The organism is Bosea sp. BIWAKO-01, from assembly GCF_001748145.1.
GTDB lineage: Bacteria > Pseudomonadota > Alphaproteobacteria > Rhizobiales > Beijerinckiaceae > Allobosea.
The window spans coordinates 3,547,106-3,564,774 of the sequence record NZ_BCQA01000001.1 but is presented as its reverse complement, the minus strand read 5'-3'; the positions used below and the strand labels follow the sequence as shown (position 1 = coordinate 3,564,774).

At 64.6% G+C, this 17,669-nt stretch carries 19 protein-coding genes and 1 tRNA gene; 11 read left to right on the top strand and 9 right to left on the bottom strand.

The annotated features are described in order from the left end of the window. The first annotated feature begins 23 nt into the window (after window positions 1–23). The 3 genes from BIWAKO_RS16485 to BIWAKO_RS16475 all read left to right on the top strand — a co-directional run bounded on the left by BIWAKO_RS16485 (window position 24) and on the right by BIWAKO_RS16475 (window position 2,349). On the top strand, window positions 24–353 hold the full coding sequence (locus BIWAKO_RS16485) for a hypothetical protein (protein WP_141740128.1): 330 nt from the start codon (window positions 24–26) through the stop codon (window positions 351–353). 95 nt (window positions 354–448) lie between these two features. Continuing rightward, complete coding sequence (locus tag BIWAKO_RS16480; protein WP_069879571.1) at window positions 449–1,891, top strand: MFS transporter; 1,443 nt, start codon at window positions 449–451, stop codon at window positions 1,889–1,891. Window positions 1,892–2,022: 131 nt separating this feature from the next. After that, entirely contained in the window at window positions 2,023–2,349 is a 327-nt protein-coding gene (locus BIWAKO_RS16475; protein WP_176733339.1) for a hypothetical protein, read from the top strand. Between the two features lie 25 nt (window positions 2,350–2,374). Here BIWAKO_RS16475 and flbD read toward each other — a convergent pair whose 3' ends face one another. The 5 genes from flbD to fliF are packed head-to-tail and all read right to left on the bottom strand — an operon-like array spanning window position 2,375 to window position 7,524. After that, complete coding sequence (gene flbD / locus BIWAKO_RS16470) at window positions 2,375–3,739, bottom strand: sigma-54-dependent transcriptional regulator FlbD (protein WP_069879569.1); 1,365 nt, start codon at window positions 3,737–3,739, stop codon at window positions 2,375–2,377. A gap of 44 nt (window positions 3,740–3,783) precedes the next feature. Beyond that, window positions 3,784–4,134, bottom strand: coding sequence for a flagellar motor switch protein FliN (fliN, locus tag BIWAKO_RS16465; protein WP_043237944.1), 351 nt, complete (start codon window positions 4,132–4,134; stop codon window positions 3,784–3,786). Next, the gene (locus BIWAKO_RS16460) at window positions 4,131–4,742 is read right to left on the bottom strand and encodes a FliH/SctL family protein (protein WP_069879568.1); all 612 of its coding nucleotides are present in this window, start codon (window positions 4,740–4,742) and stop codon (window positions 4,131–4,133) included. The genes fliN and BIWAKO_RS16460 overlap by 4 nt, the downstream gene beginning before the upstream one ends. Before the next feature lie 2 nt (window positions 4,743–4,744). Continuing rightward, a complete protein-coding gene (gene fliG, locus BIWAKO_RS16455; RefSeq protein ID WP_069879567.1) occupies window positions 4,745–5,833 on the bottom strand; it encodes a flagellar motor switch protein FliG in 1,089 nt (362 codons plus the stop codon). Window positions 5,834–5,847: 14 nt separating this feature from the next. Further along, the gene (gene fliF, locus BIWAKO_RS16450; RefSeq protein WP_074471568.1) at window positions 5,848–7,524 is read right to left on the bottom strand and encodes a flagellar basal-body MS-ring/collar protein FliF; all 1,677 of its coding nucleotides are present in this window, start codon (window positions 7,522–7,524) and stop codon (window positions 5,848–5,850) included. Window positions 7,525–7,776: 252 nt separating this feature from the next. On the opposite strand from fliF, the gene BIWAKO_RS16445 reads away from it, so the two are divergent. From BIWAKO_RS16445 to BIWAKO_RS16440, 3 genes are read left to right on the top strand one after another with little or no spacing between them, the layout of a single operon-like run. Further along, the gene (locus tag BIWAKO_RS16445) at window positions 7,777–8,211 is read left to right on the top strand and encodes an SxtJ family membrane protein (protein ID WP_069879566.1); all 435 of its coding nucleotides are present in this window, start codon (window positions 7,777–7,779) and stop codon (window positions 8,209–8,211) included. Between the two features lie 13 nt (window positions 8,212–8,224). After that, window positions 8,225–8,374, top strand: a complete 150-nt coding sequence (locus BIWAKO_RS35975) for a DUF5989 family protein (RefSeq protein WP_176733338.1) — start codon at window positions 8,225–8,227, stop codon at window positions 8,372–8,374. 10 nt (window positions 8,375–8,384) lie between these two features. Continuing rightward, window positions 8,385–10,220 carry a carbamoyltransferase family protein gene (locus tag BIWAKO_RS16440; RefSeq protein WP_069879565.1) on the top strand — a complete coding sequence of 612 codons (1,836 nt, stop codon included), beginning with the start codon at window positions 8,385–8,387 and terminating at the stop codon, window positions 10,218–10,220. 84 nt (window positions 10,221–10,304) lie between these two features. Here BIWAKO_RS16440 and sciP read toward each other — a convergent pair whose 3' ends face one another. From sciP to BIWAKO_RS16425, 3 genes are all read right to left on the bottom strand, one after another. Next, the gene (gene sciP / locus BIWAKO_RS16435; RefSeq protein ID WP_038359348.1) at window positions 10,305–10,580 is read right to left on the bottom strand and encodes a CtrA inhibitor SciP; all 276 of its coding nucleotides are present in this window, start codon (window positions 10,578–10,580) and stop codon (window positions 10,305–10,307) included. Window positions 10,581–10,685: 105 nt separating this feature from the next. Continuing rightward, window positions 10,686–11,351, bottom strand: a complete 666-nt coding sequence (locus BIWAKO_RS16430) for a flagellar hook assembly protein FlgD (RefSeq protein WP_069879564.1) — start codon at window positions 11,349–11,351, stop codon at window positions 10,686–10,688. 12 nt (window positions 11,352–11,363) lie between these two features. Continuing rightward, on the bottom strand, window positions 11,364–12,824 hold the full coding sequence (locus tag BIWAKO_RS16425) for a flagellar hook-length control protein FliK (protein WP_176733337.1): 1,461 nt from the start codon (window positions 12,822–12,824) through the stop codon (window positions 11,364–11,366). A 239-nt stretch (window positions 12,825–13,063) separates the two neighbouring features. On the opposite strand from BIWAKO_RS16425, the gene mnmA reads away from it, so the two are divergent. Beyond that, on the top strand, window positions 13,064–14,248 hold the full coding sequence (mnmA, locus tag BIWAKO_RS16420) for a tRNA 2-thiouridine(34) synthase MnmA (RefSeq protein WP_069882551.1): 1,185 nt from the start codon (window positions 13,064–13,066) through the stop codon (window positions 14,246–14,248). A 52-nt stretch (window positions 14,249–14,300) separates the two neighbouring features. Next, window positions 14,301–14,939 carry a class I SAM-dependent methyltransferase gene (locus BIWAKO_RS16415; protein ID WP_069879562.1) on the top strand — a complete coding sequence of 213 codons (639 nt, stop codon included), beginning with the start codon at window positions 14,301–14,303 and terminating at the stop codon, window positions 14,937–14,939. A 38-nt stretch (window positions 14,940–14,977) separates the two neighbouring features. On the opposite strand, the gene BIWAKO_RS16410 is transcribed toward BIWAKO_RS16415, so the two are convergent. Next, complete coding sequence (locus BIWAKO_RS16410) at window positions 14,978–15,343, bottom strand: hypothetical protein (protein ID WP_141740127.1); 366 nt, start codon at window positions 15,341–15,343, stop codon at window positions 14,978–14,980. 298 nt (window positions 15,344–15,641) lie between these two features. On the opposite strand from BIWAKO_RS16410, the gene BIWAKO_RS16405 reads away from it, so the two are divergent. From BIWAKO_RS16405 to BIWAKO_RS35970, 3 genes are all read left to right on the top strand, one after another. Further along, window positions 15,642–15,718: transfer RNA gene (locus BIWAKO_RS16405), tRNA-Met, on the top strand. 163 nt (window positions 15,719–15,881) lie between these two features. Continuing rightward, window positions 15,882–17,105, top strand: a complete 1,224-nt coding sequence (locus BIWAKO_RS16400; protein ID WP_069879560.1) for a tyrosine-type recombinase/integrase — start codon at window positions 15,882–15,884, stop codon at window positions 17,103–17,105. Between the two features lie 101 nt (window positions 17,106–17,206). Continuing rightward, window positions 17,207–17,656, top strand: coding sequence for a hypothetical protein (locus BIWAKO_RS35970; RefSeq protein ID WP_176733336.1), 450 nt, complete (start codon window positions 17,207–17,209; stop codon window positions 17,654–17,656). Window positions 17,657–17,669 lie beyond the last annotated feature (13 nt).

Sequence of the window (17,669 nt, the reverse complement as noted above, 5' to 3'; positions counted from 1 at the left end):
GGCCGATTTGATTGGAGATATTCGTGGATAGACGTTCTTTTGTTTTGAGCCTTTTCGGTGGCCTCGCAGCGGCCGGCCTTGGTGGGACCGCCATTGCCCGGGCGGCGACGGGCCAGGTCACCCCGACCCTGGAGTTGCTGCGCGCGAACGAGTTGAATGCTGCGACCAAGGCCGCGCTTGACCGTGCCGATGCCGATTTCAATCAGGTGGTGGTGCGCGAACGCACCATCGTTCGGCGGCCGCGCCCGGCCTACCGGCGTCCGGTCGTGGTGCGCGAGCGTGTCGTCGTGCGCCGGCCCGCCCCGCGCTATCGCCGTCCCGTGGTGGTGCGCCGGAATGTGATCGTGCGCTGAGACGCAGGATTTGGAGAAGGCGGTGCCGAAGGGCACCGCCTTCTTCGCATGAGGCGAAGCCATGACGGCACGCCGGACGATGAGGGAGGCTCGCCATGTCGCCGCAGGATGCGGCTCTGCCCGCGGTCATCGCGACGGATATCCCGGCCCGGCTCGATCGCCTGCCATGGTCGCGTTTCCACACGCTGGTCGTGGTGGCACTCGGGATCACCTGGATCCTGGATGGGCTGGAAGTGACCCTTGCCGGCTCGGTCTCGGGCGCCCTGAAGGAAAGCCCGGCCCTGCGCTTCACCAACACGGAGATCGGCCTTGCCGGTGCCAGCTACATCGCCGGCGCCGTCTTCGGCGCTTTGTTCTTCGGTTGGTTGACCGACAGGCTCGGCCGCAAGCGCCTCTTCAGCATCACCGTTCTCGTCTACCTCGCAGCCACGGCCGCGACGGCGTTCTCATGGAGCGTCACGAGCTTCCTGATCTTCCGCTTCTTCACCGGCATGGGGATCGGCGGTGAATACACCGCGATCAACTCGACCATTCAGGAGCTGGTGCCGGCGCGCGTGCGCGGATGGGTCGATCTCGTCATCAACGGCTCGTTCTGGGTCGGCGCAGCCTTGGGCGCCATCGGAGCGATCATCCTGCTCGACCCGGCCACGATCAATCCCGAACTCGGCTGGCGGCTCGCCTTCTTCATCGGCGCGGCGCTTGGCCTGATCATTCTCGTCCTGCGGCGCTGGATCCCTGAAAGCCCGCGGTGGCTGATCAGCCATGGCCGGGCTGAGGAGGCAGCCGCGATCGTGGCGCGCATCGAGACGCAAGCCGGCGTCAGCTACAGCGCCAGCGAGGGCCTGGCACAGATCCGCCTGCGACCACGCTCGGCGACGCCACTTGGCGAGGTCTTTCATTCCCTCTTCGTGACGCATCGCCAGCGAGCGCTGGTCGGGCTGGCGCTGATGGTCGCGCAGGCCTTCTTCTACAATGCGATCTTCTTCACCTATGCCTTGATCCTGACCGATTTCTACCAGGTGCCTTCGCATCTGATCGGTTGGTTCATCCTGCCCTTCGCCGCCGGCAATTTCCTCGGTCCGCTCCTGATCGGACGCCTCTTCGACACGCTGGGTCGGCGCACCATGATCGCCGCGACCTATGCCCTGTCGGCGCTACTGCTGGCCGGTACCGGCTATCTGTTCGCGCGGAATCTGGTGACGGCCTCCCAGCTCACCCTGTGCTGGAGCGTCGTGTTCTTCTTCGCATCCGCAGCCGCAAGTTCGGCCTATCTGACGGTCAGCGAGACCTTCCCCGTCGAGATGCGCGCGCTTGCCATCGCGGTCTTCTACGCCATCGGCACCGGCGCGGGTGGCATTGCCGGCCCCTGGCTGTTCGGTGCGCTGATCGACACCGGGTCGCGAGCAAGCGTCTTCGGCGGCTACCTGTTTGGCGCGGCCCTCATGCTGGCTGCTGCCGTCATTGCAGCCCTCTATGCGGTCAGGGCTGAACGCCGGTCGCTGGAAAGCATCGCCCGGCCCTTGAATGCGGTGGATTGAGTCCGCTGGACGACCTGGCCGGTGCGAGAGGGAGCGCGATCGATTGGAACAATACGCTGCGGCATGCGTTAGCATCTGGCACCATTTCGGGGATGCCGAAAGGGTGGCCGAAACCCTGTCTGGAGGACGCCGTGGATAGACGTTCGTTCATGATGACCCTGTTCGGCGGCATGGCTGTGGCCAGCCTTGGCGGGATGGCCAGCGCCGCAGCGGCCGAGCCCAAGCTCATTCCCCCTGCTGAACCGGCCGAGGATGAAGGCAAGCTTGCCGCCGAAACCAGCGAAGCGCTGGACAAGGCGGACGCCGAGTACAGTTATTATTACAGGCGGCGCTATTATGGGTATCGCCGCCCCTATTACCGCCCGAGATACTATTATCGACCCCGGTATTATCGCCCCCGGTATTATTACCGCCCGCGGTATTATCGCCCCTATTACCGCCGTCGGTACTATTACTGACGGCCTCTTCGGGAGCACCTCCGGGTCAGGCGACGCTGACGCGCGCCTGTCCCGGCTCGGCAACCGCAATACCGGCCGAGGTATATTCGCCGAGCTTGTTGCGGAGCGTGCGGATCGAAATTCCGAGGATCTTGGCCGCATGCGTGCGGTTTCCGAGGCAGTGGTCCAGCGTATCGAGGATGAGGTCGCGCTCGACATCAGCAACAGTCCGGCCCACCAGGCCGCGCGTGACGGCCTCTGCCGTCTGAACGACACGGCTTGCAACGTCGTGACCTGACGACGGGCCCAGGGGCTCGCCTTCCGGGGTCACCATCGCATCAGGTCCGATCTCCGCGCCCTGGGCCAGCAGGACCGCGCGGTGAACCGTGTTCTCGAGCTCCCGCACATTGCCTCGCCAGCCATTGGCCAGCAGTGCCTTGCGGGCATCGGCCGCGATCGGACGCAGGGGCATGCCGTTGATCTCGGCATATTTCTTGGCGAAATGATCCGCCAAAACAAGGATATCGCCCGGCCGCTCACGCAAGGCGGGAAGCCGCAGATGCACGACGTTCAGGCGATAGAACAGGTCTTCGCGGAAGGAGCCTTCGCGGACGGCTTCGCCGAGATTCCGGTTTGAGGTCGCGATGATCCTGAGATCGACCTTCACAGGCTGCGAGCCGCCGACGCGGTCGATCATCCGTTCCTGAAGCGCGCGCAGCAGCTTCGCCTGCAGGCGGACATCCATCTCGGAAATCTCGTCGAGCAGGAGCGTGCCGCCATGAGCCTCCTCGAACTTTCCGATGCGCCGCGCGATCGCACCGGTAAAGGCGCCCTTCTCATGACCGAACAGTTCCGATTCCAGCAAGTTGTCTGGAATCGCCGCGCAATTCACGGCAACGAAGGGCTTGTCCTTGCGCAGCGACTTCTGATGCAGATGGCGGGCAATGACCTCCTTGCCGGTGCCGCTCTCGCCGGTCACCAGAACAGGCGCCTCCGAGCGCGCAATCTGGCCGGCGAGCTGCACCACGCGCTCCATGGCCGGATCACGCCAGATCAGGCTGGACTGGTCGGCTGCGACGGCTTCCAGCACCGCCGCGATCAGCTCCGGATCAGGCGGCAGCGGCACATATTCGCGCGCGCCGGCCTGGATCGCGGCAACCGCCGCACGGGCATCGGTCGACGTACCGCAGGCGACGATCGGCGTGCGGATGCGCTCGCTCTCCAAAGCCGCGACGAACTGCGCGATCGGCTGGGCGACATCGATCATCAGCAGGTCCGCGCCCTTGGCACGCAACACCGCCAGGGTCTGATCGAGGCCGTCGGTATGGGTCACGGCGGCGCCATGCGAGATGGCGATCTTGGCCGCAGCGATGATTTGTCCCTTGAGACCGCCGACAATGATGAGGCGCATGGCTCAGGCCTTTCCGGATGAGTGCGTAACAGGCCGGGCGAACATCACCGGTCGGCCTTGATGATTTCGGTCATCGTGACGCCCAGGCGATCCTCGACGACGACGACCTCGCCGCGCGCAACCAGGCGCTCATTGACGAAGATATCGATCGCCTCGCCGACGCGCCGGTCGAGCTCAAGCACCGCGCCCGGGCCGATCTGAAGCAGATCGCCGACCGCGATCCGCGAGGAACCGAGCACGGCAGAGACCGTGACGGGAACGTCGAAGACCTGTTCCAGGTCCTCGGCAGTCTTGATCGGAACGGGCCCGGAGCGAGCGACGGAGGCCGCGTTGTGGTCGAATGAGAGGTCGGCCGGGTTCAGCGGCGGCAGGTTCAGATCGTTCTCCTGGCTCATAGCGATCCTCCCTGGGCGGCGTTGGATTGGGGCATATGGCCGAAGATGCTGCGCACGGCCTCTTCGACCTTCTGCCCGATCACGGCGCTGTCGATGGCCATGCCGCCATCGGCCCATTCGATGCGGCCATCACCTGGCCCGATATCGGATTGGCCGAGGACGACTAGGCGGCCGGCAAAGCCGGTTTCGCGGGCGAGCCCCGCGAGCATGCTCTCCATCGTCTCGACCGCGCTCTCGTGGACACGCACCAGCAGATGCGGGGCGAGACGGGCGTGGCTCAGGCATTCGCGCACTACAGCTTCGATCCTTGCCAGCGGCCGATCGGCCAAGGCCGCGCCGGCGAGGGTCTGCGCCGTCACGATGGCGACCTGGGCGGCCTGCTCCTCGATGGCGAAGGCACGCTTGTCCTCCTCGACGAGCAGCCGCTCGACCGATCGCACGAGATGGGCAAGCAGCCCGTTCAACTGCGCGTCGGCCTCGCGCCGGCCCTGCTCGTGCCCGGCAGCAAACCCTTCCGAGCGCGCCGCCGCCAGATCCGCTTCGCTGACGGCACGCCGGTTGCCCTCGCGAAAATCGGTTCCGAACATGAATTTCTTGGCGGTGCTCATCGTCAGTAGACCAACTCGTCTTCGGAATTGCCCTTGGACAGAACAATCTCGCCCTTGTCGGCAAGGTCCTTCGTCAGGGTCACCATCTTGGTTTGGGCCTCATCGACCTCCTTCAGCCGGAGCGGCCCGAGGCTTTGCATGTCGTCCTGCATGTTCTTGGCCGCGCGCTGCGACATGGCGCCGAAGAAGAAGGCGCGCATGTCCTCGCTGGCGCCCTTCAGGGCCCGGGCCAGCACATCCTTGTCGACCTGCCGCATCAGGGTCTGCAGCCCGGCCTGGTCAAGCTTGGCCAGATCCTCGAAGGTGAACATCAGGGCGCGGATACGCGCGGCCGATTCCTGGTTGGACTCGTCAAGCGCCGACATGAAACGGATCTCGGTCTGGCGGTCGAAGCCGTTGAAGATCTCGGCCATCATCTCGTGCGGGTCACGCCTGCGCGTCTGCGTCAGGGTCGCGACGAATTCCGAGCGCAGCGTGTTCTCGATATGGTCGAGCGCTTCCTTCTGCACCGACTCCATCCGCAGCATGCGGGCGACCACTTCGATCGAAAGTTCGTTCGGAAGGTTGCGCAGGACATTGGCGGAATGCTCGGGCCGGATGCGCGACAGGATCACGGCGATGGTCTGCGGGTACTCGTTCTTCAGGAAATTCGCGAGCACGACAGCGTCGATATTGCCGAGCTTCTGCCACATGTTTCGCCCGGCCGGACCGCGGATCTCCTCCATGATCAGCGCAACCTGATCGGACGGCAGGATCTTCTCGAGCAGCGAAATGGTGCGGTCGAAGGAGCCGGTGATCGCGCCCGCGCTCGAAAGCTTGCTGACGAAATCGAGCATCAGCCGCTCGACCATGTCGGAATCGACCGTTCCGAGCTCGGCCATCGCGCGCGTGATGATGCGGATCTCTTCGTCGTCGAACTCCTGCCAGATGCGCCGGCCGTGATCCTCGCCGAGCACCAGCAGAATGACGGCAGCCCGCTGCGGCCCGCTCATGCCCGCATAGTTCATCGGCATCGGCGCGGGATCGTAGTCGGAGGCATCGCCTCCGTCGCTCCCGGAATTGCGTGTCGCGATGGATCGGGTTTCTGCCATGCCTCAGAGCCCCGTCACGCCGGCGCTTTTTCGTGTATCCAGCCGCGCAGCACCGCGACCGTGTCGGCGGGGTTCTGCGTGACCATTGCCCCGATCTTCTCGACCGACTGCGCCTTGAGCTGGCCCTTGATCTGCGCGATCGCCAGCATCCGCTCGGACGGCGCCTCGACCTCGACGGCCGTCACTTCTCCATTCGGACCAACGACCCGTGGGCTCGCAGGATCGCCTGTCCCGTCATCCTGGATCATTGCCATGCCGTTGCGCATGAATGTCGGGATCGGGCGCACCGACTTGTCGCTTGCCAGCACCTGCTTCAGCAGCGGACGCACCACCACCATCAGCACGATCAGGGTCAGCAGCGAGATGACCCCCATCTCGACGAGCCGAATGACGTCCTCCCGCGTGAAGGACATCAGCTGTTGCAGCATCGTCTGCTCGGTGAGGTCGGCAACGGCCGGAGGGGCCTCGGCAAAGCGCAGATTGACGACCTCGACCTTGTCGCCGCGGGCCTGATCGAAACCGACAGCGGTGCGAACCAGCTGGTTGATGCGCTCGAGCTCTTCCGGGCTGCGCGGCTGATAGCCGAGCTCGTTGCCCTGGCCGCGGGTATAGCTGCCATCGACCAGCACCGCGACCGAGAGTTTCTTGACCCTCCCGCCTTCCAAGACCTCGGTCCGGGTCGTGCGCGAGATCTCGTAATTCACCACCTCTTCGTTCTTGGCGGAGACGTCGCGCTGGTTCTGGGCGTTCTGCCCCTGCTGCTGCGCGCCGGGCAATTCGTTGCCGACGGTGACGGCACCGTTCTGCGCCTCGTTGCTGGCGGAATTCTCGGTGCGATTCTGGCTGGACCGGATGACCTTGCTCTCGGGATCGAAGGTCTCGGACCGGCTCTCGATGCGATTGCTGTCGAGTGTGGCCGAAACCTGCACGCGCGCCCGCCCCTGGCCGACGATGCTGGCGACGATGTCCTCGATCTGTGTCTTGATCCGCTTCTCGATCGCGGTCTGCCGCTCGTCGAGGCCAAGTCCGGCCAGCCCCTGCTCGCCCTGAGCGCCATCGGCCAGCAGGCGGCCGCGCTCGTCGACGATCGAGACCCGCTCCGGCTTCAGGCCGTCGACGGCGGAGGCCACGAGGTGACGAACCGCACGAACCTGGGCCGGATCGAGTTCGCCAGCGAGCTTCAGCGCAATCGAGGCGCGCGGCGGTTCGCGATCGCGCTCGAACAGGCGCTTCTCCGGGATGACGAGGTGGACGCGCGCCGCCTGCACCCGGCCGATCGAGCGGATGGTCCGCGACAACTCGCCCTCGAGCGCCCGCAGATGGTTGATGTTCTGGACGAAGCTGGTCGACGAGAAGGCATCGCCCTTGTCGAAGATCTCATAGCCGACGCCGCCGCCGGAGGGGATGCCCTTTCCGGCAAGGTCCAGTCGCAGGCGCGGCACATCCGTCTTGGCGACCAGCACGGTCTGGCCGTCGCTGCGCAGCTCGTACTTGATGCCGCGGGTGTCCAGATCCTTCAGGATGGCATTCACATCCTGGGTCGAGAGATCCGAAAACAGCACACTCATGGCGGGTTGTGACATCTTCAGCATGACGAAGCCGAAGAAGCCGACGAGTGCGAGCGTGACGGCCAGCATTGCCGCCAGCCGGGCCGCCCCGAATTTCGCAAACTGCTCGACGATCCCGTTCACGCCGTCATCCGTTTCACAACCCCGTCAGAGCAACGCGCGCAACGCCGCTCACTAGGCAAGTTTTTCCCAGTGCATGGTTAGCAACTCGTTAATTTCCGAGACGGGACTGTAAAGAATGCTGTTGATGGGCCTGCGCCTCTGCAGCCTCCCCGCGCCCTGCGGGCCGGCGTTCAGGAGCCGGGGCCGGGCAAATCCCGTTTCCTCCGCCCCCGATTATCGTCTAGACAGCACCCAACGTCGGAGGAGAACCGGGTGGCAGGCCAAGGCGAACATCACGAATTCCGCTCCGGGCACGGGGCAGTCGAGGGATCGACCGATCGCTCGTTCGGGTTCGTCTTCACCGGCGTATTTGCGCTGCTGGCCCTCTATAATGGCTGGCACCACGGCCGAGCCTGGCCATGGCTCGCGGGAATCGCCGCGGTCTTTCTCGGGATCACGCTGGTGCGTGCTTCGCTGCTTGCACCTTTGAACAAGCTGTGGACCCGCTTCGGACTGCTGCTCGCCAGCGTCGTCAACCCGATCGTCCTCGGGCTTCTGTTCTTCGCCGTCTTCACGCCGATCGGTCTGCTGGCTCGGCTCCTCGGCAAGGATTTCCTGAAGCTTCGACGCAAGCCAGACGCCGCGAGCTACTGGATCCGCCGCGATCCCCCGGGTCCGGAACCGCTCTCGATGAAAGATCAATTCTAGTGGGACAGCCCTGATGTCGTTTCTGAAAGAGTTCTTCCGCTTCATGAAGGCCCGGAAGAAATTCTGGCTGATCCCGATCCTGCTGATCAGCCTGTTGTTCGGCGGCCTGCTCGTGCTGACGCATGGCAGTGCAGTGGCGCCCTTCGTCTACACCCTGTTCTGATCGGGCCCGCATGCGCGTTCTGGGGATCTCGGGCCTGTATCACGACAGCGCCGCGGCGCTCGTCGTCGATGGCACCATCGCGGCCGCCGCTCAGGAGGAGCGCTTCACCCGCAAGAAGCACGATGCCGATTTTCCGCATCGCGCGGTCGAGTATTGCCTCTCGGTCGCCGGCTGCGGATTGGACGAGCTCGACGCGGTCGTCTTCTACGACAAGCCCTTCATCAAGTTCGAGCGGCTGCTCGAAACCTATCTCGCCTTCGCCCCGCGCGGCTTCAGCTCGTTTCGGATGGCGATGCCGCTCTGGCTGCGCGAGAAGCTGTTCCAGAAGCACCTCATCGGCAAAGAGCTGCGCAAGATCGCCCCCGGCTTCGATGCCGAGAAACTGCTCTTCACCGAGCATCATCTCTCGCACGCCGCTTCCGCCTTCTACCCCTCGCCGTTCGAAGAAGCGGCCGTCCTGACCATGGATGGCGTCGGCGAATGGGCGACGATGACGCTCGCGATCGGCAAGGGCAGCGATCTCAAGATCCATAAGGAGCTGCACTTCCCGCATTCGCTCGGGCTGCTCTATTCGGCCATCACCTATTACATCGGCTTCAAGGTCAATTCCGGCGAGTACAAGGTCATGGGCCTGGCGCCCTACGGCGAGCCGCGCTACGCCGCCCTGATGCTCGAAAAACTGGTCGATCTGAAGCCGGACGGCAGTTTCCAGCTCGATCAGAGCTACTTCAACTACGCCACCGGCCTGACCATGACGAACGAGCGCTTCGCCGCCTTGTTTGGCCAGCCGGTGCGTGCGCCCGAACAGTTGCTGACCCAGTTCCACATGGACATGGCCGCCTCGATCCAGGCAGTGACCGAGGAGATCGTGCTGCGCCTCGCCCGTTCGGTGCGGGCTGAAACCGGCCAGAAGAACCTGTGCCTGGCTGGTGGCGTCGCACTGAACTGCGTCGCGAATGGCAAGCTCCTGCGAGAGGGTATCTTCGACGGCCTCTGGATCCAGCCGGCGGCGGGCGATGCGGGCGGGGCGCTTGGCGCAGCGCTTGCCGGCTATCATCTTTTCGGTGGCCACCCGCGAAGGCTCAATCCAGGCGGCGGCGATTCAATGCTGGGCAGCTATCTCGGCCCCAGCTTCGCTCAGGCCGAGATCGAGGCCGAATTGACGGCAGCCGGCGCGCGCTTCGAGGTTCTCGGTGACGACGCCCTGATCGAGGCGACCGCGCAGGCGCTGGCCGAGGGCAAGGCGGTGGGCTGGATGCAGGGCCGCATGGAATTCGGTCCGCGCGCGCTCGGCGGCCGCTCGATCCTCGGTGATCCACGGTCTCCCGCGATGCAGAAGACGCTGAATCTCAAGGTCAAGTACCGCGAGAGCTTCCGCCCCTTCGCGCCATCGATCCTGCGCGAGGATGTCGGAAACTGGTTCGAGCTCGATACGGACTCGCCCTATATGCTGCTCGTCGCCGATGTGCGCAAAGAGCGCCGCCGCACGATGACCGAAGCCGAGAAGGCCCTCTTCGGCATCGACAAGCTCAACGTGCCGCGCTCCGACATTCCGGCCGTGACCCATGTCGATTATTCCGCACGCATCCAGACGGTGCATGAGGACACCAACCCGCGCTATCATGCGCTGCTCAGCCGCTTCAAGGACCTGACCGGCTGCCCGGTGCTGGTCAACACGAGCTTCAACGTGCGCGGCGAGCCGATCATCTGCAACGCCACCGACGCTTTTCGCTGCTTCATGGGCTCGGAGATCGAGGTCCTCGTCGCCGGCAACTGCATCCTCCGCAAGGAGGTGCAGGATCCCGGCCTCAAGCTCGATTACAAGGAAGCCTTCGAGCTCGACTGAAACGCAAAAGGCGCGCCTCGCAGCGCGCCCTTTGTGCCCGGAAGGACCGATCTGGCAAAGCGCGAGCGCTCCGCTTCCTCCGGCCTACTGACGATAATGCTGGATGCGCGTGGTGCGCAGCCCGGCAAGCCCGTGCTGGTCGATCGACATCTGCCAGCTCAGGAACTCGTCGACAGTCAAGGTATAGCGCTGGCAGGCTTCTTCAAGGCTGAGCAGGCCGCCGCGCACGGCAGCAACCACCTCAGCCTTACGCCGGATGACCCAGCGGCGCGTATTCATTGGCGGAAGATCGGCAATCGTCAGCGGACTTCCGTCCGGGCCGATCACATACTTCACCCGCGGTCGCAACGGCTCGGTCATGATACACTCACACAACTCAACAGACCTAGTTGTGTTGACCTTAAGACCGCGGCTTTAAGAATTGCCTAAAGCGATAGCGTCGGATTTCGGTATCGGCACGAATGCTCACTGCGCCCGCACCACGGTCTTCACCTTGTCGATCGGAACGCTGATGGTGCCGATCTTGAGCATCGGAATCGAGCTGGTGAAGTCCACGCCGTCGACCACGCCGCTGACCTGGGTCTTGGCGGTCATGGCCTGTCCGGTGGTATCCTTGGCATCGATGCTGATGGTGTAGTCGCCCTCGGGCGCATTCACGCCGGTCGAGGTCTTGCCGTCCCACTTGTAGGTCTGGTCGCCCGCATCGAGGTTTCTGGTCAGGGTCTGGACGACGCTACCGGTGGAATTCTTGATGGTGATAGTCGCGGAACCGCCCCTCGGCGCGTTGATCTTCCATGAGGCGGCGCCGTCCTTCAGCCGCGCCGTCGCGCCCTCGGCCGTAATCGTCGCGCCGATGAAGCCCACCGCATTGGTCGCCGTGCTGGCGGCGCTGAGGCCAAGCAGCGAGCCCAGCGTCTCGTTGGTCTTGAGTTGCTGCTCGACGCCGGCGAACTGAACGAGCTGCGCCGTGAACTGGTTGGTGTCGAGCGGATCGAGCGGGCTCTGGTTCTTGAGCTGGGTCGTCAGCAGCGTCAGGAACTGATCGAAATTATTGGCGATCGAGCTTCCGCCGCCGCTGACATTGGTGGCGGAGCTGGCGCCGGTGCTCGATGAGGTGTTGGAAACGGTCATGATCCGCGCCCTTCAGATGCTGAGGTCGACGCCGCCGAGCCTGACGAGGCGGCGGATGGGCGCGGGCTGCGCCGGAATGGCTGAGGCATCGCCGAGCTCGGCGGCATCAGGCTGGATGCGGGCACGGCGCGGCGCCTCGTCATCCTGCCGCTGCTGGCGGAAACCGGGCTGATCGTTCGGATCGCGCAATGTGATGTCGACGCCGCCATCAGTGGGCTTGAGACCGGCCTGCTCGAAGGCACGCTCGAGCGTCCGCGCATCGCGCTGAAGCAAGCGCAGGGTCTCCACACGGTCGACGACCAGTTTGGCACTGACCTCGCCCTTCTCGGAGATCTCGAGATTGACGTCGACGCGGCCAAGTTCAGGCGGGTCGAGCCGAATATCGAAGCGCTTGCTGCCGGCAAGGGCACGCAGGCCGATCTCGATCGGGACGACATGGAGTGGTGTCGGCTGGCCGTCCGCCATGCCGCGATGCATGCCGGCCGAAGGCTGCTGCGCCCCCTTGGCCGGGTCGATATCAGGCAGACCGGCAATGCCCTCCGGTTTGCCGGAATGCGGCGCCACGGCCGCGGACAGCTCGATCGGTACCGGAGCCTGCTGCACGGCTTCGACGGGCTTGAACAGGTCGGCAAGCGGCTGTCCCGCGGCGACTGTGGTATTGGCCGGGCTGGACGCAGTTTCCTTTGATGTGGCGATCGTCGGTCCCGCATGCGGCTTTTCCGCCGGCTTGCCGACCTCGTCGCCTTCGGAGGTCGACCCGGCGGCATCGGTTGCGGAAACAGCGGCGATCACTGGCGCCTCGGCAGCCGGGGCGGCTGGCAGGATGACTTGGGCCGGCACGGCGGCCTGCGCCATCCCGGCGGGAATCCCCTGAGCCGCCTTCGCATCACCGGGGACGGCTTCATTGCCGATGTCTGCCGCGGCGACATCGCCGCCGACCAACGGCAGAGCAACGACAACCGGAATAGCCACCGGCGCGGGAATTGGCATCACGACCGCTGCCTCAGCAGCCTTGTTAGCGGAGGCCGCTTCCTTCGGCTCGGAATCCGTCAATTTTTCTTCGGCACCTGGCTTGCCAGCGATGGCGGTCCTGCCGGCGGCGGCCTGTTCGGCAACGGCAATGGCGACGAGCGCGCCGATATCTGGCTTGGGCTGGGTCGCGGTCGGAGCTGCTTCGGCGGCCTCCGCCGCCGGCACCACCGCGGTGGTCCCCTTGAGCAGCACCGCAGGCTGCATCGTCGCCAGCGCGGAGGCGGTTGCCTTCTGCTCCTGTGTCGCACCGGCCTTGCCGCCTGTCTCCGGCTTCGTCGCGGCAGCGTCGTCCTTCGCCGCGGCCGGCACCTCCTGGTCGCCGCCGCCCTCAGGCAGGCTGAATGGCGCGGCCGCACCATCGGAGCCGCGCTCTGGCGCACGGCGGCGCGACGCAGCCTGCTCGGCATTGGGCGAGGCGACTGAGGAGGAGACGGCAGACATCAGGTAAATCCGGACCGCGAGCAGGAACATGCCCATGCCGCGAGCAGCAAGTCTCGCGCCAGGATGTCCTTCCTTTGTTTTCAAGGCGGTAGCGACCCTGCCCACACGGTTCGCGGCAAGATTCTCCTTGCCCTCTCCGGTGAGCCGGCAGGATTTGCCGATCGCTCACTGGCCCGCCCCTGTCAAAGCCGGTATAGAACCGCCACATAGCCGCCTTCGCCAGGATGATCCCGCTCGCCATGACCTCCCCCCTCAACTCCCTCGACATCGCCAAGCCGCCCGCGGCGACGCGCGTCGTCGCGGCGATGTCCGGAGGCGTGGACTCGTCCGTGGTGGCGGCCCTCCTCAAGCGCGAAGGCTATGATGTCGTCGGCGTGACCCTGCAGCTCTACGATCACGGAGCCGCCGTCCATCGGGCCGGGGCCTGCTGCGCGGGACAGGACATTCATGACGCCCGCCGCGTCGCCGAGACGATCGGCATTCCGCATTATGTTCTCGATTATGAGAGCCGTTTCCGTGACGCGGTGATCGAGCGCTTCGCCGAGAGTTATCTCGCCGGCGAGACGCCAATTCCCTGCGTCGAGTGCAACCGCACGGTCAAGTTCCGCGATCTGCTCGGGCTCGCCCGCGAACTCGGCGCCGATGCGCTGGCAACGGGGCACTACGTCGTCAGCCGGGCGCTTGGCAACGGCCATCGCGGCCTCTTCCGCGCCGCCGATGAAGCGCGCGACCAGAGCTATTTCCTGTATGCGACGACGCAGGAGCAGCTCGACCTGCTGCGCTTCCCTCTCGGTGAGATCGACAAGGCCCAGACCCGCACGCTTGCTGCCGAACTCGGCCTCGCCATCGCAGACAAGCCAGACAGTCAGGACATCTGCTTCGTGCCGAATGGCCGCTATGCCGACGTCATCGAACGGCTGAAGCCCGGTGCCGCGCGCCCCGGCGACATCGTCCATCTCGACGGGCGCGTGCTGGGCCGCCATGAAGGCGTCCTTCGCTACACGGTCGGACAACGCAAGGGGCTTGGGATCAGCACGGCGGAACCGCTCTATGTGCTGAGGCTCGATGCCGACCAGGCACGCGTCATCGTTGGGCCGCGCGAGGCGCTCGGCGTGCGCGAAGTCCGGCTGCGCGATCTCAATTGGATCGGCGATGTCGCGCTGGACGCCCTGCCGCCTGAAGGCCTCGATGTGGCGGTGCGCGTCCGCTCGACCCGCGCCCCGCGCGAAGCCCGGCTGCTGCGTGACGATTCCGGCCTCATCATCGTGCTCGCGGGCGAGGAGGAAGGCGTCTCTCCCGGCCAGGCCTGCGTGATCTACGACCATGCCGGTTCCGGTGCTCGCGTCCTGGGTGGCGGCACCATCATCTCGCCCGCGGCTCAGGCTGCAGCTGCCCGGCTCGAGCTTGTCCTCGCCGCACCGTGACTGCGGCCCCACCTCCTCCACCCACTCCACTCCGATCCAGTCGAGCTGCCCTATGCCGGTGACCTATGACCTCGAAGGCCAGAAGCGGGTCTATGCCACCTGGGCAAAGTTCTACGACAAGGTCTATTTGCGGCTGCTCGCCCGCGCCCAGCGCGAGGCCGTTACCGCCGCCTGCGCCTGTGGCCCCGATATTCTTGAAATCGGCGTCGGCACCGGCCTGACACTTGCCTATTTCACGCCGGACCGCCGGGTGCTTGGCGCCGATCTCTCGCTCGACATGCTGAAAGTGGCGAACCGCAAGGTTGCCAGTCAGGGCTTGAAGCATGTGAAGGGGCTGATGGTGATGGACGCCTGCCGCCTCGGCTTCGGCGATGAGCGCTTCGATGCTGTGACCGCGCAGTTCGTCATCACGCTGGTGCCAAACCCGGAACAGGCGCTCGACGAAATGGACCGTGTCCTGAAGCCGGGCGGCGAGATCATCATCTCAAGCCGCCTGGTCGACGACAGTGCGCTGACCGCGCCGCTCTGGACCGCGCTCGCGCCGATCGCCAAGGCGATCGGCTGGAGCACGGATTTCAAGGTCCGCCGCCTGACGGATTGGGCCGCGCGGACAGGCCGCTACGACACCGTCCATGTCGGCAAGGGCTACTTCAAGGTCGTGAGACTGAGAAAGCGCCCGGCAAAGGCCTGAAGGCCCGGCCGGGCGCAGTCACTCAGCGAGATTTGCGCTCAGCGATACTTGCTGGCGGAGACAGGCACGCTCGCCGCTTGCGGCGCAAAGCCGAAGCAGCCCTTCTGCGCCATATTCGGATCGTTCTGCTCAGCCATCCTCTGACAGAAAGTGAGCCGCGTGCAGTAGTCGGCGGCAATTCCCATGCCCGAGCCAAGCACGCCGAACTGGGTCTTGTAAGCGCAGGATTGCTGCCAGGGTTCGGCTGCCTGCACCGCGGCGGGGGTAACCATCACGAAGGGCGCCGTCACCAGCGATAGCACAGCTGCATCAGCGAGCAGGCTCCTTCGGGCAAACAGCTTCAAACGCGTCGGGAAGCTGGACCGGTTTAGTACGAGCGAACTCATTAGCGAGGCTTCCTGCATCATGGCCTCGCGGGCAACACTGCCCTGAGCAGCCGACGGCAAGATGCCGGCTCAGCCTGCGACGACCAACATGGATGCCCCTCTTCCCCTCAGCTAGGCATGCCCGAACCGGGATCAAGCATCCCGCCATTGCAGGAATGCATGGCAGCCCCCGAGCAATTGCCATACGCGCCCCGGGGAAAGCCGCCGTATCAGCACAAAGGATGTGAAGCATTCACCAGAAGGCTTGACGGCTCCCTGCTGCGCCCCCTATATCCGCGCCATCGCAAGCCGCTGGCGCCACTGTCGCTGGCCTTGGGGCGGGGTAGCTCAGCTGGTTAGAGCAGCGGAATCATAATCCGCGTGTCGGGGGTTCGAGTCCCTCTCCCGCTACCAAACTTCGGTGCGTCGATATGCGCCCACATCCAAAAGCGCCAGAAAGTGTGTGATCTATTCGGCACATGCAGTGTGCCGGGGGGCGCCGCTGTGCGTTGACAGTCGGCGGTTTTGTTGGCCCTTCTGATGTCCCCAGCCCGAGGCCATCAATTCCGAGGCCAACATGCCGCTGACCGACACAGCCATCAAGAACGCGAAAGCGCTATCCAAGGTGAGGAAGCTGTCAGACGGCGGCGGCCTGCAGCTGTGGCTGATGCCAACCGGTGCAAAGCTTTGGCGCCTCGCCTATCGGTTCGACGGAAAGCAGAGGAAGCTGTCGATCGGCGCTTATCCTGGTATCGACCTGAAGGCAGCGCGGGCGGCGCGCGAGGAAGCCAAGGAACATCTACGTGCCGGACGCGACCCGAGCGAGCAGAAGCGGCTAGATCGGATCACCAAGCAGGAAACCCGCGCCACGACATTCACGAGCCTCGCCGCCGAGCTGAAAGCGAAGAAGCAGCGCGAGGGAAAAGCGGAAGGCACAATTGAGAAATTCGAGTGGCTGCTTTCCATGGCCGAGAAGGATCTAGGTAAGCGTCCTGTTGCGGAAATCAGCGCGGCCGAAGTTCTGTCTGTCCTGCGCAAGTCCGAGAAGCGCGGCCATCTCGAAACCGCGAAACGCCTGCGCTCCGTCATTGGGCAGGTTTTCCGTTACGCGATCGCAGCCGGAAAGGTCGCCAACGACCCGACTTTGGCGCTGCGCGGCGCGCTCGCGATGCCGAAACCCACAAGCCGAGCTGCCATAACTGATCCGAAGCGGCTGGGAGCACTGCTGCGCGCCATCGACGGCTATGAGGGGCAGAACCAAACACGTGCAGCGCTCCAGCTCATGGCCTTGCTTTTCCAGCGGCCAGGCGAACTGCGATCGGCGGAGTGGTCGGAGTTCAATCTGGACGAAGCTGTCTGGCTCATCCCGGCGGCGCGGATGAAGATGCGTCGCGAACACGCCGTTCCGCTTCCGCGACAGGCGCTTCTTACACTCGAAGAGCTACGAGAGATATCTGACCGCAGCCCCCTCCTCTTTCCTTCGCTGCGCTCCGCCTCACGTCCGATGTCCGACGTCACGATGAATGCCGCGCTACGCCGGCTGGGCTACGCCAAGGACGAGATGACGCCTCATGGCTTTCGCGCAACCGCCAGCACTCTCTTGAACGAGTGTGGCAAGTGGTCGTCGGATGCGATTGAGAAAGCCCTTGCACATCAAGAGCGGAACGCCGTTCGCCGCGCCTATGCTCGCGGAGAGCATTGGCAGGAGCGCGTACGGATGGCGCAGTGGTGGGCCGATTATCTCGATACGCTTCGCAACGGCGCAACCATCATTCCGATGCCAGCCAAGGACACGGGCTGACATCCAACCGAGACGCATGGGGATAGCCCGGCCAGGCGACAAGTTGGGAAGCACCGCCCAATTTCCCCGTGCCCCGCACGGTGCGTCGCGGAGCGCGACGGATGCAGATCGATATCGATCTTTTTTGGGAACAGCCCGAAGCGTGGCCCCTAGATACCGCAACGCATATTTTTCTCGGCCGGGCTGTCGTGCGGGCCGCGACAATTGTAGCTCGCGACAAATGGCGCCCCCAATTAATCGCGCAGAGAACTGAGTTCGGCAAAACAATCGTCGGCACTGCAATCGCGATGCTGTCACAGGCGGCGGCCCGCGGTGAACTGGAAACAGCGTCGCGGGGGCTTCTGGGTTTTAAACCACTCCAAGCCTACAGTTGGTCGACGCTCGACGGCCGCGAAGGCAAGATTACGGCCTGCAAATCAGAAAGAAAACCTGCTCGCACAAGAATACATTGTCCACGCTTTGTGCCTTCGGTTGATCTTCGAGGTATTCGCCACATTCGAAATGGCTGCGGTGCAAATGGTTGGCGTGAACGCTCGTCTGCAGTACACTAACCGAAGCAATGGC

Excerpts from the sequence above, each read along its gene's own strand:
- BIWAKO_RS16480 (WP_069879571.1), top strand. The coding sequence starts at position 449 with ATGTCGCCGCAGGATGCGGCTCTGCCCGCGGTCATCGCGACGGATATC.
- flbD (WP_069879569.1), bottom strand. The coding sequence starts at position 3,739 with ATGCGCCTCATCATTGTCGGCGGTCTCAAGGGACAAATCATCGCTGCG.
- fliN (WP_043237944.1), bottom strand. The coding sequence starts at position 4,134 with ATGAGCCAGGAGAACGATCTGAACCTGCCGCCGCTGAACCCGGCCGAC.
- BIWAKO_RS16460 (WP_069879568.1), bottom strand. The coding sequence starts at position 4,742 with ATGAGCACCGCCAAGAAATTCATGTTCGGAACCGATTTTCGCGAGGGC.
- fliG (WP_069879567.1), bottom strand. The coding sequence starts at position 5,833 with ATGGCAGAAACCCGATCCATCGCGACACGCAATTCCGGGAGCGACGGA.
- BIWAKO_RS35975 (WP_176733338.1), top strand. The coding sequence starts at position 8,225 with ATGTCGTTTCTGAAAGAGTTCTTCCGCTTCATGAAGGCCCGGAAGAAA.
- BIWAKO_RS16440 (WP_069879565.1), top strand. The coding sequence starts at position 8,385 with ATGCGCGTTCTGGGGATCTCGGGCCTGTATCACGACAGCGCCGCGGCG.
- sciP (WP_038359348.1), bottom strand. The coding sequence starts at position 10,580 with ATGACCGAGCCGTTGCGACCGCGGGTGAAGTATGTGATCGGCCCGGAC.
- BIWAKO_RS16430 (WP_069879564.1), bottom strand. The coding sequence starts at position 11,351 with ATGACCGTTTCCAACACCTCATCGAGCACCGGCGCCAGCTCCGCCACC.
- BIWAKO_RS16425 (WP_176733337.1), bottom strand. The coding sequence starts at position 12,824 with ATGTCTGCCGTCTCCTCCTCAGTCGCCTCGCCCAATGCCGAGCAGGCT.
- mnmA (WP_069882551.1), top strand. The coding sequence starts at position 13,064 with ATGACCTCCCCCCTCAACTCCCTCGACATCGCCAAGCCGCCCGCGGCG.
- BIWAKO_RS16415 (WP_069879562.1), top strand. The coding sequence starts at position 14,301 with ATGCCGGTGACCTATGACCTCGAAGGCCAGAAGCGGGTCTATGCCACC.
- BIWAKO_RS16410 (WP_141740127.1), bottom strand. The coding sequence starts at position 15,343 with ATGCAGGAAGCCTCGCTAATGAGTTCGCTCGTACTAAACCGGTCCAGC.
- BIWAKO_RS16400 (WP_069879560.1), top strand. The coding sequence starts at position 15,882 with ATGCCGCTGACCGACACAGCCATCAAGAACGCGAAAGCGCTATCCAAG.
- BIWAKO_RS35970 (WP_176733336.1), top strand. The coding sequence starts at position 17,207 with ATGCAGATCGATATCGATCTTTTTTGGGAACAGCCCGAAGCGTGGCCC.